The organism is Bradyrhizobium sp. 21, from assembly GCF_023073335.1.
GTDB lineage: Bacteria > Pseudomonadota > Alphaproteobacteria > Rhizobiales > Xanthobacteraceae > Bradyrhizobium.
Genome location: NZ_JADPJG010000032.1, coordinates 1 through 12,732 on the forward strand (window position 1 = coordinate 1; position 12,732 = coordinate 12,732).

The window sequence follows — 12,732 nt, forward strand, 5'->3', positions numbered from 1 at the left end:
CAAGATCGCCCCTCTTGGTCGAGCCGGGATGGGCGACACATACGACAAATCCGAATTTCGGTAAAGGGGAATATTTTTGCGATCGATGCTTGACACCTTGCCGGGTGTTTTGCCCGACGGGTGGCCGGCGGGGATATCCGCAGGACACCATCTCGCCGCCTGCGGCAATTCAGGCACGCCCCGGACATAAAGGCGCGGCAATCGTGGGGCCTATCGTCCGTCCCGCCCCTGCCTCCTCCGGAGTTCCCATGCCTTCTGCCGACACGCCGGCGACGCGCCTTGCGACGCGGCTCGCCTTCCTCGTTGCGGGCTTCGGCATGGCGTGCTGGGCACCGCTGGTGCCGTTCGCGAAGGCGCGGCTCGCCGTCGACGACGGCATCCTCGGACTGCTCCTGCTCAGCCTCGGCATCGGCTCGGTGGTCGCGATGCTTCTGACCGGAATCATGAGCGCACGCCATGGCAGCAAGCCGATCATCATTGCGGGCGGGCTCGGTCTTGCCATCGTCCTGCCTCTGCTGGCCATCGCGAGTTCGCCGGCGACCCTGGCGGTGGCACTGCTCGCATTCGGCGCCGCGCTCGGCTCCATCGACGTCGCCATGAACATCCACGCGGTGGAAGTGGAGCGCGCCGCGGGACGCCCGCTGATGTCCGGCTTCCACGCGCTGTTCAGCATCGGCGGCTTTGCCGGATCCGCGCTGATGACCGCGCTGCTCTCGCTGCAGCTCGGTGCGTTCGCCTGCACGGTGATCTGCTCTGTCCTGATGCTGATCGCAATGCTGGTCACCTGGCCGCGCCTGCTTCGCTCCGTGCAGGTTCAGGACGGACCGCTGTTTGTCGTGCCGCACGGCTCCGTGCTGCTGCTCGCGCTGCTCGGCGCCATCACCTTCCTCGTCGAAGGCGCGATGCTCGACTGGGGCGCACTGCTCGTGATCGGTGCGGGCCTCGTCTCCAAGGCGCAAGGCGGGATCGGCTACATCGTGTTCTCGATCGCGATGACGATGGGGCGGCTCGGCGGCGACGCGGTCGTTGCGCGGATCGGAGACCGCACGACATTGGTCTGGGGCAGCCTCATTGCCATCGCGGGCTTCGCGGTCCTGCTCACGGCTCCCGTAGCTGCAGTCGCCATCGGCGGCTTCCTGCTGATCGGCCTCGGCGCATCGAACCTCGTGCCGGTGCTGTTCCGCCGGGCGGCGAGGCAGACGGTGATGCCCACCGGGCTCGCCGTCGCCGCGATCACGACCGCCGGCTACGCAGGCGTCCTCGTCGGCCCCGCCGGTGTCGGCTTCGTGGCGCGCCTTGGCGGATTGCCGACGGCGTTCTGGCTCCTGGCCGCTCTGATGGGCCTCGTCACGCTGTCGGCGCGCATTGTGACTCGCGCCGATGCGTGATGGGCCTCACAAATTGCCCAGCCCGATCGATTTGATCACGGGCGCCAAGCTTGCGGTCTCCGCGTCGATAATGCGCTGGAACTTGTCGGGGCTCGAATCGATGTCCGGCTCGATGCCTTGGGCACGATAGCTTGCCTGCAGCGCCGGATCGGCCATCGCGAGGCGTGTCGCCTGCGCGATCCGGTCGATGATCGCATCGTCGGTTTGCCTGGGTGCGAAGATACCAAACCATCCCTCATATCGGAGACCCGGCATGCCGGATTCCATGGCCGTGGGAATCTCCGGCGCACCGCTCAGCCGCCGTTCGGTGGTGACCGCCAGCAGCCTGACCTTCCCTGCCTCACCCAGTTGCTTCAACTGGTCGGACATGACGCCGATAACGAGCGAGATCTGGCCGCTCACGAGGTCATTGGTTGCCTGCGAAATACCCCGATACGGCACGTGAACCATGTCCAGCGCGCCCGCCTGCTGTTTGAAGGATTCGCCGACCAGATGATTTCCGGTGCCGATGCCGGGCGTCCCGTAAGACAGCTTTCCCGGATTGGCCTTCGCGTAGGCGATCAGGCCGCGCATGTCAGCGGCAGGCACCGAAGGATGGATCGCGAAAACCAGCGCCGTGCTGATCAGGCGATAGATGGCGCGGAAATCGCCGACGGAATAACCGGGATTTTTCGAGGTCAGCGGAATGATGACCTGCGTGCTGCCGTTTCCGAGCAGCAGCGAATAGCCGTCGGGCTCCTCGCGCGCGACCGCCGCGGTCCCGATCGCGCCGCCCGCACCCCCGATATATTCGACGAAGGTCGGCCCCAGCAGCGACGACATCCTGTTCACCCAGGGGCGCCCGATCTGGTCACCCGCTCCGCCGGCTCCATAGGGAATCACCAGTCGAATGGGGCGAGACGGATAGTCGGCGGCGTGTCCGCTGCGGGGAAGCGCGGCGAGCGCCGCTGCGCCCGATAACGCATGGACGAAGTGTCGGCGCGTGGAGGAAGCCATGCTGGAATTCCGGAAGTCGGCAGTCAATGTGGTGGCGGGACCGGCTCCCGGACCATGCCATCGCAGCAATCCGCCGCCACAGTCAATGCTCCATCCGGACGAGCTCCGACGTCATCGCGTTGTCACGCCGGCGCAACTCCTTCCTTTTCAAGCATTATTTCGGCGGACCGGCCGACCCAAGCCGTCCGCGCAGGGCTGTCAGCCCCACCCAGTGCTTTCGGCCAGTTTACTGTACCCCTCGTTCTGATAGACCAGAAGCGAATACCTTTTGACTCCCTTCGCGGGGGCGATGGCGCGTGCCAGATCGTAGCGAAAACTCGGCCATTTCCTTTGGGCCATTTCGACTGTTTCCGAAGTCCCGGCTCTTGGAGAAAGAGGGCTCGCCGCTTCATGTCGGCGGCCGCGCGCTCGACATTCTCATCTTCCTTGCCGGACGCCCCGGTGAAGTCGTCGACAAGAGAGAGCTGGTCAAGCGTATCTGGGCCGACGTCAATGTCGACGAGGGCAGCCTGCGCTTCCACATCGCGGCGCTGCGCAAGGCGCTCGGCGATACCGGCAAATCTGCCCGTTATGTCGTCAATGTGCCCGGCCGTGGCTATTGCTTCGTCGCCTCGTTCGCTCAAGCAGCTCAGCCTGCCGCCCCACCCCCGGCCGAAATCGCGCCGCCTCGCTCCCTGCCCGCTCAGCTTACGAAGATGGTCGGACGGGAAGACATCGTCGAGAAGATATCAAACGGATTGTCGCTCCATCGCTTCGTGACCGTGGTCGGCCCTGGCGGCATCGGCAAGACCGCGGTCGCCGTCACCGTCGGGCATCGCCGTTCTCCGGATTTCGGCGGACGTGTGTTCTTCGTCGATTTCGGTCCGCTGCGGGATGCCAGCCACATCGCGACCACCACTGCTTCGGCGCTCGGATTGACCATCAGCGCGGAGGATCCGACGCCGGCCCTGCTGACATTCCTGAAGGCCGGACCGGCCCTGCTGATCTTCGACAGTTGCGAACATGTGCTGGATCATCTGGCGCCGCTCGTCGAGCGCATCGTTCGCGAGGCGCCGCAGCTTCGTGTTCTCGCAACCAGCCGCGAGTCGTTCCGGAGCGAAGGCGAGCGGATTTTCCGGCTGTTCCCGCTGGACTGTCCGCCCGAGCGCGAGGGACTTGCCGTCGCCGAAGTCCTCGCCTACCCAGCGGCCCAACTCTTCGTGGAGCGAATTGCGCAGAGTTCGGGCCCATTCCAGCTCAGCGCGGAAGAGGCGCCCCTCGTGGCGAACATCTGCCGGCGCCTCGACGGCATCGCGCTGGCGATCGAGCTCGCAGCGGGCCGCGTCAATGCCTACGGCATCGCCGGCACGGCATCCCTGCTCGACAGCCGCTTTTCGCTGCAATGGCGGGGGCGGCGCACCGCCGTGCCGCGGCACCAGACGCTCGCCGCGGCGCTCGACTGGAGCTACGACCTTCTGCCCGCAGCGGAGAGCGCCACGCTCCGACGCCTGTCGGTCTTCGCCGGGCCTTTCGCGCCGGAAGCGGCCGCCGCGGTCGCCTCCGGCGACGGTCTCAACGCCTCGGAGACTCTCGAAGCGATCGACAGCCTCGTGACCAAATCGCTGATCTCGCCGTCGGCATCGCGGACGCTGCGCTATCGGCTGCTCGACACCACGCGGACCTACGCGCACGGAAAACTCAACGAGCTCGGCGAGACCAGGCAGTTCGCGCGGCGCCATGCGGAGCATTTTCGCGATTTCTTCGAGCGCGCCGAGGCCGACAATTCGACGCCGCTGCCCGAATGGCTGAGCATCCATGGCGCGGAGCTGGACAATGTGCGCGCGGCGTTGGACTGGGCCTTCGGGCCCGACGGCGAGGCCAAACTCGGTATCGCGCTGACGGCGGCCGCGGTCACGCTGTGGGTGCGTCTTTCGCTGTTCGCCGAATGCCGTGAGCGCAGCAGAACCGCGCTCGCCGCGCTCGGCGACACCGCAGACGACGACCGCATCCGCATGCAGCTCCTGTCGGCGCTCGGCTGGTCGCTGATGTATGGCGAGGGCCGCGCGCGCGAGGCGCGGCCGATCCTCGAGACGACCCTCGAGCTCGCCGACAGACTCGACGACAAGGATTTCCGGCTGCGCGCGCTCTGGGGCTTGTGCATCGACCAGTTCAACAACGGACAGTTCGGCAAGGCCCGTGTGCTCGCCGATCGCTTCGCGAATGCAGCGGCGAACTCGCCCGACAGGACCGATCCCATGCTGGGCGACCGCCTGATGGCCGTCGCACTACATTATCTGGGGGACCAGAACGAGGCACGACTGCGCATCGACCGGGTGAATGCATCGCTGCATGTGTTGGCGGAGAAGCCGAAGATCTTCCCGCTCGATCTGAGAATATCGACGCAATATTTCCGGGCGCGCATCCTGTGGCTTCAGGGCCTGGCCGATCAGGCCCAGGCCCTGACCGCGAGAAACATCGAGGAGGGCCGCGCCAACGGCCACGCGCTGACCTTCTGCAGCGTGCTGGGACAGGCCGCCTGCCCGATCAGTTTCTGGGCCGGTGATTTCGACGCCGCGGAGCGTTACGGCACCGAGCTGCTCGAGCACACCGAACGCCACGCGATCCGGCTGTGGGGCCTGTGGGCACGTGCCTTCAACGCCGCGGTCATTGCCAAGCGAGGCGACGTCGCGACGGGGCTGCCGCTTCTGCGCGACGAACTCAATCGCGCCGGCGATGCGCGCTTCCTGCCGCGCTTCCTTCCCCTGTTTGGTGAACTCGCGGCATGTTTTGGCGAGGCCGACGAGCCCGACCGCGGCCTCGACATGATCGAGGAGATACTGGCGCGCTGCACCGACCGGCAGGAGCTCTGGTACCTGCCGGAGCTGATCCGCATCAAGGGAGAGTTGATGATGAGGAGCACGCGGCATGCGGGAGACGCAGAGGCGCGCTTCCGCGAGGCCATGGACATTGCCGTCCAGCAGGGCGCACATTTCTGGCAGCTGCGCTGCGGCAACAGCCTCGCGCGGCTGATGAGCGGGGCTGGCCGGAACGCCGAGGCGTTGGCAATTCTGGAACGCACATGGAGGCCGTTCGCCGAGGGCGCTGGCATCGCCGATATCCGCAGCGCGCGCGGTCTGATCGAGCAGCTTCGGACCTGACGACCAGCTTTAACCTCCCACAGCCGCCGCGCGCCGCGGCAGCTTCCAGTCGGGCCGGATGAAGTGGCAGGTGTAGCCGTCAGGATAACGTTCGAGATAATCCTGATGCTCCGGCTCGGCCTCCCAGAACTCGCCGGCCGGCGCGACCTCGGTCACCACCTTGCCGGGCCACAGACCGGATGCCTGGACGTCGGCGATGGTGTCTTCGGCAATCCGTCTCTGCTCGTCGCTCGTGGTGAAGATCGCCGAGCGGTAGCTCGTGCCCAGATCGTTGCCCTGACGGTTGAGCGTGCTCGGGTCGTGGATCTGGAAGAAGAACTCGAGCATGGTCCTGAAGCTGGTTTTGGCCGGATCGAAGATGATCTCGATCGCCTCGGCGTGGCCTTCGTGATTGCGATAGGTGGCGTTCTTCACCGCGCCGCCGGTGTAGCCGACGCGGGTGGAGATCACGCCCGCCTGCTTGCGGATCAGATCCTGCATGCCCCAGAAACAGCCTCCAGCCAATACTGCGCGTTCCGTTGTCATATCATCGCTCCCAATCGGTCGGTCTGGTCGTTCTGCGTCTGTCGAATAATATGCTCTCGGCCGCCAGGCCGAAAGCCAGGCATTCCATATATGTCCATCCGGCTCCTCTCGTTAGGCCAGGAACCGGATGGACACGTCTCAAATGTCGGCTCTAGCCCAGCTTGGCGTCGAGCGTGATCGCGGCGTTGAGCACTTTCGACACCGGACAATTCTTCTCGGCCTCGCCGGCGATGCGCGCGAAACCAGCGTCGTCGAGATTCGGCACTTTCGCGCGCAGTGTCAGGGCCGACTTGCTGATCTTGAAGCCCTTGCCTTCGGGCTCGAGCGTGACGGCTGCTTCCGTCGAAAGCTCGTCCGGCGTGAAACCCGCCATCTGAAGGCCGAAGGCCAGCGCCATGGTGAAACAACCGGCGTGGGCCGCCGCGATCAACTCCTCGGGATTGGTGCCCTTCTCGTTCTCGAAGCGGGTCTTGAACGAATAGGGCGTCTCCGTGAGCACGCCGGACTCGCTCGAAATATGGCCAGTGCGGTCACGTCCGGTGCCCTTCCAAACGGCTTTTGCCTTGCGGATCATCTCAATTCTCCTTGTTGTTTTGCCACCGGCACTCTCTACCGGCGAAAGGCGACATCGGCATCACCGCTTGTCGCCTCCCCAACCGGTCGAGCGCCGCAGCGGTTCCGACAGGCCTCGTCGCGTGGTCAGAGGAGGACTTCAGAACCGCGATCCGATCGCCGCCGGGGAGCTGCGGGCCGCCCTGAATTGAGAGTATCTTCAACGAGATACTGCCATGCTGCGCGCTCGCAACTCCTAACAACTTCTAACACGCCAAGCCGCATCCGCCCCGCCATGGTGGTCGCACTTCACGGTGGATCTGGCGGGACATGGCGCTTCTTGACGATGTGATCGATGCCAGCGGCGGAATGGCCCGCTGGAACAGCTTGAACCGGTTCACGCTCCACCTCTCCGTCGGCGGAACGTTGTTCTCCAGCGCCGGACATGCCAGCGAATTCAAGGACGTGACCGCGGAAGGCTCGACCCGGACGCAATCGGTCCGCTTCACCGGCATCACCGGAGGAGAACACTCCGGCTCCTTTCAGCCTGACGCGATCACGATCGAAAGCCTGGAGGGTGAGGTCCTGCGCACCTGGAATAACCCGAGCCTTGCATTTCCACAGACCGGCTCGCCTGCGCTCGCGGACGAGCTGCACCTCGTCTTCTTCTGCGGCGTTGCGATCTGGAATTATCTGACCAATCCGTTCCTGCTTGCCCATCCCGACGTCGTCACGGAAGAGCTGACGCCGTGGCGTGAGAACACCGAGACCTGGCGACGGCTGCGGGCGCAGTTCCCCCCACACCTGATCACGCTCGCGCCCGAGCAAACCTTCTATTTCGACGAGAACGCCCTGCAACGAAGGACCGATCACGATCTCTTTGGAATGAAGGTCGCGCATTACTCCTGGGCCCATGACAGCTTCGGCGGCATCGTGGTGCCGACGCTTCGACGGGCGCAGACGCTGCGGCCAGACGGAACGGTGGTCGCCAAGCCGGTGCTGATGGACGTCGAAATCTTCGACGCCGTCTTCGGGTAGCCGCAACGCGCGCGAGCGCTCGCAGCGTTCAACAGTCCCACAAAAACTAACAGATCCTAATCACCACTAACGGGCGTCCTGGCCAGCTCACGCCTATCCTCCGAACATCGAAAGCGTGGGTTTGCGTGTTTGCCGGTCGCAAGCAGCGGCAAAGCCGGGAGAGGATGAGCCATGTTGACCAATTTGCAGGCGGCGCATGCCTGGATCGATTTTCCGGGCGGTGCGCGGGACCGCGAGATCCCCCGAGCAACACAGGCAATCGCCCGGGAGAGCCAATGGCGTCAGTTCGATCCCGGCCCGCAGGCGACCGAGGACGTCGCGATCTCGCGATGGGAAGAGGCGCGGAGCACGTCGTCGCACCAAGCGACGACGCCCGAGGATCGCTATTTCGTCGGCATCGCCCTGAAGACCACGCGCGCCAAACTGACCCGGGACCGCCAGGTGGTTTTCGACGGCGTCATGCCTGCGGGCACGCTGTATCTCACCGCGCCGTCGAAGCCGCTCGGCGTGCAATTCCAGGCGCCCTGCGCTTTCCTGCACTTTCACATCTCCGCGGATCATTTTCCGGCACAATTTTCCGCGACCGACGGACTGAATGACCTCGTCCTGTTGCGCGACCCGCTCGCGGCCGAGCTTGCCAAGACGCTGATCGAACATGGCGACGCCGCGGACCATCAGTTCGCGCGCTGCATCGGCCAGACCCTTGCGATGCATCTCGCGCGCCTGGAATTGCCGCGGGCCAGGGTGAATGCCTTGCCGAAATGGCGGCTGCGGCGCGTCGAGCAATATATCGCCGATCATTTCCACCGCGGTGTCAGCCTGTCCGAGCTCGCCAATGTCGCCGGCCTGTCCAGAATGCACTTCGCGGCGCAGTTCCGCGCCGCCACCGGTTACCGTCCCCGCGAATATCTGCTCAATCACCGGGTCGAGCATGCCAAGACGCTGCTGGCGACCACCGAGCGGCCGCTGGCGGAGATCGCGCTTGCCGTCGGCTTCAGCACGCAGGCGCATTTTTCGACCGTCTTCAAGCGCATCAGCGATCAATCTCCCGCGCGCTGGCGCCTCGCCAACAAGGGCGACCGGCGCGAGATGCAAGCGCTGCCGACGCGCCGTCGTTCTCCGGAGAGCGACTGGATCAGCGCAGCCGCGTGACGCATCGACTCGCGCCCTCCTCCTCCCGGGCCCGCGAGCCACTCAGGGCCGTCCCTGCTCCCAAACAGGGCGGCCCCTTTTTCTTCATGGACGCGCGATGAGTGGCGGCCGCTCGGGCAAGCGACTCCGGATTGCGCGGCGCTCCCTACACCGGATCAAACGCGCGGATCGGCGGCAGATTGCCGGTGAACTTCTCGATCTCGACTGTCGTGAGCTGGCCGGTGCAGCCCTGCGCAAAGGACGAGGTGCCAATGTCGCGGGTGAGCACGTTCGGATTGCCGTGAACGCAGAGCGGCGCGTCGTCTTCGGGGTCCATCGGGTCGTACCAGGCGCCGGTCGGGAGCTGCACGATACCCGGCGCGATGCCGTCGGTGACGTGGACCGCGGCGAGGCAGGCGCCGCGTGCGTTGAACAGGCGGATGACGTCGCCGTCCTTGATGCCGCGCGCATTGGCGTCAACCGGGTTCATGCGTGCGACCTCGCGGCCGCGATGTTTTGCGGCAAGCGAATGTCCGCCGAAATCGAGCTGGCTGTGCAGGCGCGTCACCGGCTGGTTGGCGACGAGGAAGCAGGGCGCGCCTGGCCTGGGCATGTCGGTCTTGTCGAGCCAGACCGGATGGCCCGGACAATCGGCATCGCCATGGCCGGCGATCTTCGCTGAGAAAATCTCGATGCGGCCGCTCGGCGTCGGCAGCGGATGCGCAACCGGATCCTCGCGAAAACTGCGCAGGCGGCCGCCGTCGTCGGGCTGCTGCGGCACGACCAGGCTGCCGCGCTGCCAGAATTCCTCGAAACTCGGCGCCTCCAGGCCGCGCGCCTCCAACGAGGCGCGGGTCGGTTCGTAAAGATGTTCGAGCCATTCCCGCGACGTGCGGCCTTCCGTAAAAGGCTCGCGCGCGCCGAGACGGTCGGCGAGATCGGCAAAGATGTCGTAGTCGTCGCGCGCAAGTCCGAACGGCTCGGCGATCCGGTGCATCGCGACCATCAGCGGATCGTTGCTGGAATAGCCGATGTCCTCGCGCTCGAGCGTCATGGTCGAGGGCAGCACGATGTCGGCATGCCGGGCCGAGGCAGTCCATGCTAGCTCGTGCACGACGAACGTGTCGACTTTCGCAAACGCCTTGCGCAGGCGATTGATGTCCTGGTGATGATGGAAGGGATTGCCCCCGGCCCAGTAGACGAGGCGGATATCCGGATAAGTGCGCGTCTCGCCATTGTAGCGATAGGTCGTGCCGGGATTGAGCAGCATGTCGGCGATGCGCGCCACCGGGATGAAATCGCGGACGCCGTTGCGGCCCTGCCCCAGTGTCGGCCCCGGCACGTCGTTGACGCGGCGGCCGTAATAGCCGATCGCCCCGAGCGAATAGCCGTAGCCGCCACCGGGAAGACCGATCTGGCCGAGGGCTGCCGCCAGCACCATGCCCATCCACACCGGCTGCTCGCCATGCTCGGCGCGCTGGAGCGAATGCGAGACGGTGATCAGCGCGCGCCTGCCGGCAAGGCGACGCGCGAGTGACCGGATGGTATTCGCATCGACGCCACAGATCGCGGCGGCCCATTCGGCATCCTTGGTTTGGCCGTCGCTCTCGCCGGTGAGATAGCGCAGGAAGACGGGCCACCCTTCCGTGTAGCGATCGAGGAAGGCCTGGTCGTGCAGACCTTCGCTCACCAGCGTGTGGACGATGCCGAGCATCAGCGCGGTGTCGGTGCCGGGCACGCAATTCATCCATTCGGCGCCGGCCTCGGCGGGCAGGTCTTCGCGCAGCGGGCTCATCAAGATGAACTCGCAGCCGCGCCGGCGCGCAGCCTCCATGGCGCCGCGCTCGACATGCTTGCTGATCGAGCCGCCGGCGACCATCGAGTTCTTCAGCGCCATGCCGCCGAACGCCAGCACGATGTCGGTGTTGGCGGCGATCTGCTCCCAGGTGACGTTGCGCTTGGTGATGTCCTCGTAGCCACAGAGTATCTGCGGCAGCAGCACCGAGGACGCGCCGGAGGAATAGGAATTCACCGAGCGGACATAGCCGCCCATGGCGATGTTGAGGAAGCGATGCACCTGGCTCTGCGCGTGATGGAAGCGGCCTGCGCTCGACCATCCGTAGGAGCCGCCGAACACGGCGCCGGGCCCGCGCGTGTCGCGGATGCGGCCAAGCTCGTCGCCCAACAGATCGAGCGCCTTCTCCCAGCTGACGGAGACGAATTCGTCGCGCCCGCGCCTGTTATCGGGACCGGGACCGCGTTCGAGCCAGCCGCGGCGGATCGCGGGTTGGGTGATGCGCGCCTGGTGACGGAGCGCGCCGGGGAAATTGTCGATGATGCCGTTGGGATCGGGATCGCCCGCATACGCCCTGACCTCGAGCCCGGCTTCGCTTTGACGCGCGGAAAACACGCCCCAATGCGACGTGTGCGGCTTGAAGCCGTCGGACAGGTCGAGGCCGGGGTCGGGGAAACCAATCGTATCGTCCATCGTCTGATCCTCATTTCGGGCGCGGCACGGTCCCGGCCGCTCCCGAGTCAATTCGGGTGGCAGTATACCGATCCGCTCTCCGATGTCGTCGGGATCAGGGTCGGCGGAAATGCCGGGCCCTTGTGCAAGGACGGCTTGGTGATCATTCGAGGCAATGGCCACTGTCGATTCTTCGACCCATTCATATTTATTTTCAAGGCCTTATCGGACCGCATTCGGAGACGAGCGATGCGTCTTCGGTAGGACCTCGCGCGCAATCTCTTCCAACGACAGTGACATTGAAATGTGCGATACGCCGCCATCCCACAGCAACAACGGTCCCATCATGATCAAGCGCGTCTTGCCCTACGAAGGTCTGCTCCACGAAGTGGTCGAGCACAATGGCGTGCTTTACATTGGTGGGATTGTCCCGGAAGACACTGGCCTCGATATGTCGGGCCAGGCAAACGACGTCCTCGGGCAACTTGCCCAACTGCTGAAGACTCTCGGATCCGATCTCGCCAACGTCTTGCAGGTGACCATCTACATGACGAACCTGAAGGAGAAGGCAGAGTTCAATGCAGCCTGGAAGGCGCATTTTGCGGAAGCCCATCTGCCGGCGCGCGCCGCAATCGGCGTGGCCGATCTCGGCCCGGGCGTCAAACTCGAGATGACGGTCATCGCCGCTCGACAATAGTCGCCCCTGATCATCGGATCTCGTTGACATAGTGATGATGCGCCGTCGTTGCGCGGTGCTCGCTGAGGAGCGCCAACACACCGGCTTGATCGTACGCCTCTTCGCGGATCACGAGGACTGCACTTGGCGAACGGAGAGCGAGCAACCGCAGGTCTTGCTTGTCCGCAACCTCTGCCAACAGTTTTTCGCGTACCGCCGCGATGCGGATGCCATAGGCATCGAGCAGATGCAGGTAAAGAAGCGCCGGTACCCTCGACGGCGATTGCGGGAAATCAGGCGCCCGCCTCGCAACAAGCCTGATCCGCGAATGCATGACCGGCACACCACCAATCCGCCGAACGCGATGGAGACACAGCAGCGGCTCACCGACGGGCTCCGAAAAGAGCGCAGCCTCCTCGGCGTCTGCCGGGCGGATCGCCACGGACAGGACCTCGGACGCGGAGCGTTGCAGACTGCCGTCTTCGCCGTGCAGGCGGAAATATTGAAAGAAGAAGCGGAGACTGTGCTGCGGCGCGCGGCCGGTCACGACCGTGCCGGTCTTGCGTCGACGCACCAGCATGCCATCGGCCGTCAGGTCCGCCAGCGCCCGGCGAATGGTGCCGACCGCGACGCCGTATCGGGCTGCAAGCGCGACTTCGCCGGGCAGCACCGCGCCGGGAGACAGTTCGCCCACCAAGATCGCTTCGGCAATCTGCCGCTTGACGTGTTCATACAGCGGGACCGGCAGAGTCGAAGGGGCGCTTGTCGCTGCTTTTGCCTGTTTGCCGGTCACAGGTGCCTCATTCTTTGGAATTGACAGCG

At 65.1% G+C, this 12,732-nt stretch carries 10 protein-coding genes; 5 read left to right on the top strand and 5 right to left on the bottom strand.

Features of this window, described 5'->3' with window-relative positions; genetic code table 11:
* Nucleotides 1–248 precede the first annotated feature (248 nt).
* Nucleotides 249–1,388, top strand: coding sequence for an MFS transporter (locus IVB31_RS25390; RefSeq protein WP_247329223.1), 1,140 nt, complete (start codon nucleotides 249–251; stop codon nucleotides 1,386–1,388).
* Nucleotides 1,389–1,394: 6 nt separating this feature from the next.
* Here the strand turns inward: IVB31_RS25390 and IVB31_RS25395 are convergent, their stop codons facing one another.
* A complete protein-coding gene (locus IVB31_RS25395) occupies nucleotides 1,395–2,384 on the bottom strand; it encodes a tripartite tricarboxylate transporter substrate binding protein (protein WP_247329225.1) in 990 nt (329 codons plus the stop codon).
* A 296-nt stretch (nucleotides 2,385–2,680) separates the two neighbouring features.
* Between IVB31_RS25395 and IVB31_RS25400 the strand changes: the two genes are divergently transcribed.
* Nucleotides 2,681–5,521, top strand: a complete 2,841-nt coding sequence (locus IVB31_RS25400; protein WP_247329227.1) for a winged helix-turn-helix domain-containing protein — start codon at nucleotides 2,681–2,683, stop codon at nucleotides 5,519–5,521.
* 9 nt (nucleotides 5,522–5,530) lie between these two features.
* Here the strand turns inward: IVB31_RS25400 and msrA are convergent, their stop codons facing one another.
* Nucleotides 5,531–6,046 carry a peptide-methionine (S)-S-oxide reductase MsrA gene (msrA, locus tag IVB31_RS25405; protein ID WP_247329229.1) on the bottom strand — a complete coding sequence of 172 codons (516 nt, stop codon included), beginning with the start codon at nucleotides 6,044–6,046 and terminating at the stop codon, nucleotides 5,531–5,533.
* A gap of 151 nt (nucleotides 6,047–6,197) precedes the next feature.
* On the bottom strand, nucleotides 6,198–6,620 hold the full coding sequence (locus tag IVB31_RS25410; RefSeq protein ID WP_247329231.1) for an OsmC family protein: 423 nt from the start codon (nucleotides 6,618–6,620) through the stop codon (nucleotides 6,198–6,200).
* Between the two features lie 308 nt (nucleotides 6,621–6,928).
* On the opposite strand from IVB31_RS25410, the gene IVB31_RS25415 reads away from it, so the two are divergent.
* Both IVB31_RS25415 and IVB31_RS25420 read left to right on the top strand, forming a co-directional pair.
* Complete coding sequence (locus IVB31_RS25415) at nucleotides 6,929–7,636, top strand: hypothetical protein (protein ID WP_247329234.1); 708 nt, start codon at nucleotides 6,929–6,931, stop codon at nucleotides 7,634–7,636.
* A gap of 171 nt (nucleotides 7,637–7,807) precedes the next feature.
* A complete protein-coding gene (locus IVB31_RS25420; protein ID WP_247329237.1) occupies nucleotides 7,808–8,788 on the top strand; it encodes an AraC family transcriptional regulator in 981 nt (326 codons plus the stop codon).
* Nucleotides 8,789–8,933: 145 nt separating this feature from the next.
* Here the strand turns inward: IVB31_RS25420 and IVB31_RS25425 are convergent, their stop codons facing one another.
* The gene (locus IVB31_RS25425) at nucleotides 8,934–11,255 is read right to left on the bottom strand and encodes a molybdopterin guanine dinucleotide-containing S/N-oxide reductase (protein ID WP_247329240.1); all 2,322 of its coding nucleotides are present in this window, start codon (nucleotides 11,253–11,255) and stop codon (nucleotides 8,934–8,936) included.
* 325 nt (nucleotides 11,256–11,580) lie between these two features.
* On the opposite strand from IVB31_RS25425, the gene IVB31_RS25430 reads away from it, so the two are divergent.
* Nucleotides 11,581–11,931, top strand: a complete 351-nt coding sequence (locus IVB31_RS25430) for a RidA family protein (protein ID WP_247329242.1) — start codon at nucleotides 11,581–11,583, stop codon at nucleotides 11,929–11,931.
* A gap of 10 nt (nucleotides 11,932–11,941) precedes the next feature.
* Here the strand turns inward: IVB31_RS25430 and IVB31_RS25435 are convergent, their stop codons facing one another.
* Entirely contained in the window at nucleotides 11,942–12,703 is a 762-nt protein-coding gene (locus tag IVB31_RS25435; protein WP_247329245.1) for a GntR family transcriptional regulator, read from the bottom strand.
* Nucleotides 12,704–12,732 lie beyond the last annotated feature (29 nt).

Excerpts from the sequence above, each read along its gene's own strand:
- IVB31_RS25390 (WP_247329223.1), top strand. The coding sequence starts at position 249 with ATGCCTTCTGCCGACACGCCGGCGACGCGCCTTGCGACGCGGCTCGCC.
- IVB31_RS25395 (WP_247329225.1), bottom strand. The coding sequence starts at position 2,384 with ATGGCTTCCTCCACGCGCCGACACTTCGTCCATGCGTTATCGGGCGCA.
- msrA (WP_247329229.1), bottom strand. The coding sequence starts at position 6,046 with ATGACAACGGAACGCGCAGTATTGGCTGGAGGCTGTTTCTGGGGCATG.
- IVB31_RS25410 (WP_247329231.1), bottom strand. The coding sequence starts at position 6,620 with ATGATCCGCAAGGCAAAAGCCGTTTGGAAGGGCACCGGACGTGACCGC.
- IVB31_RS25415 (WP_247329234.1), top strand. The coding sequence starts at position 6,929 with ATGGCGCTTCTTGACGATGTGATCGATGCCAGCGGCGGAATGGCCCGC.
- IVB31_RS25420 (WP_247329237.1), top strand. The coding sequence starts at position 7,808 with ATGTTGACCAATTTGCAGGCGGCGCATGCCTGGATCGATTTTCCGGGC.
- IVB31_RS25425 (WP_247329240.1), bottom strand. The coding sequence starts at position 11,255 with ATGGACGATACGATTGGTTTCCCCGACCCCGGCCTCGACCTGTCCGAC.
- IVB31_RS25430 (WP_247329242.1), top strand. The coding sequence starts at position 11,581 with ATGATCAAGCGCGTCTTGCCCTACGAAGGTCTGCTCCACGAAGTGGTC.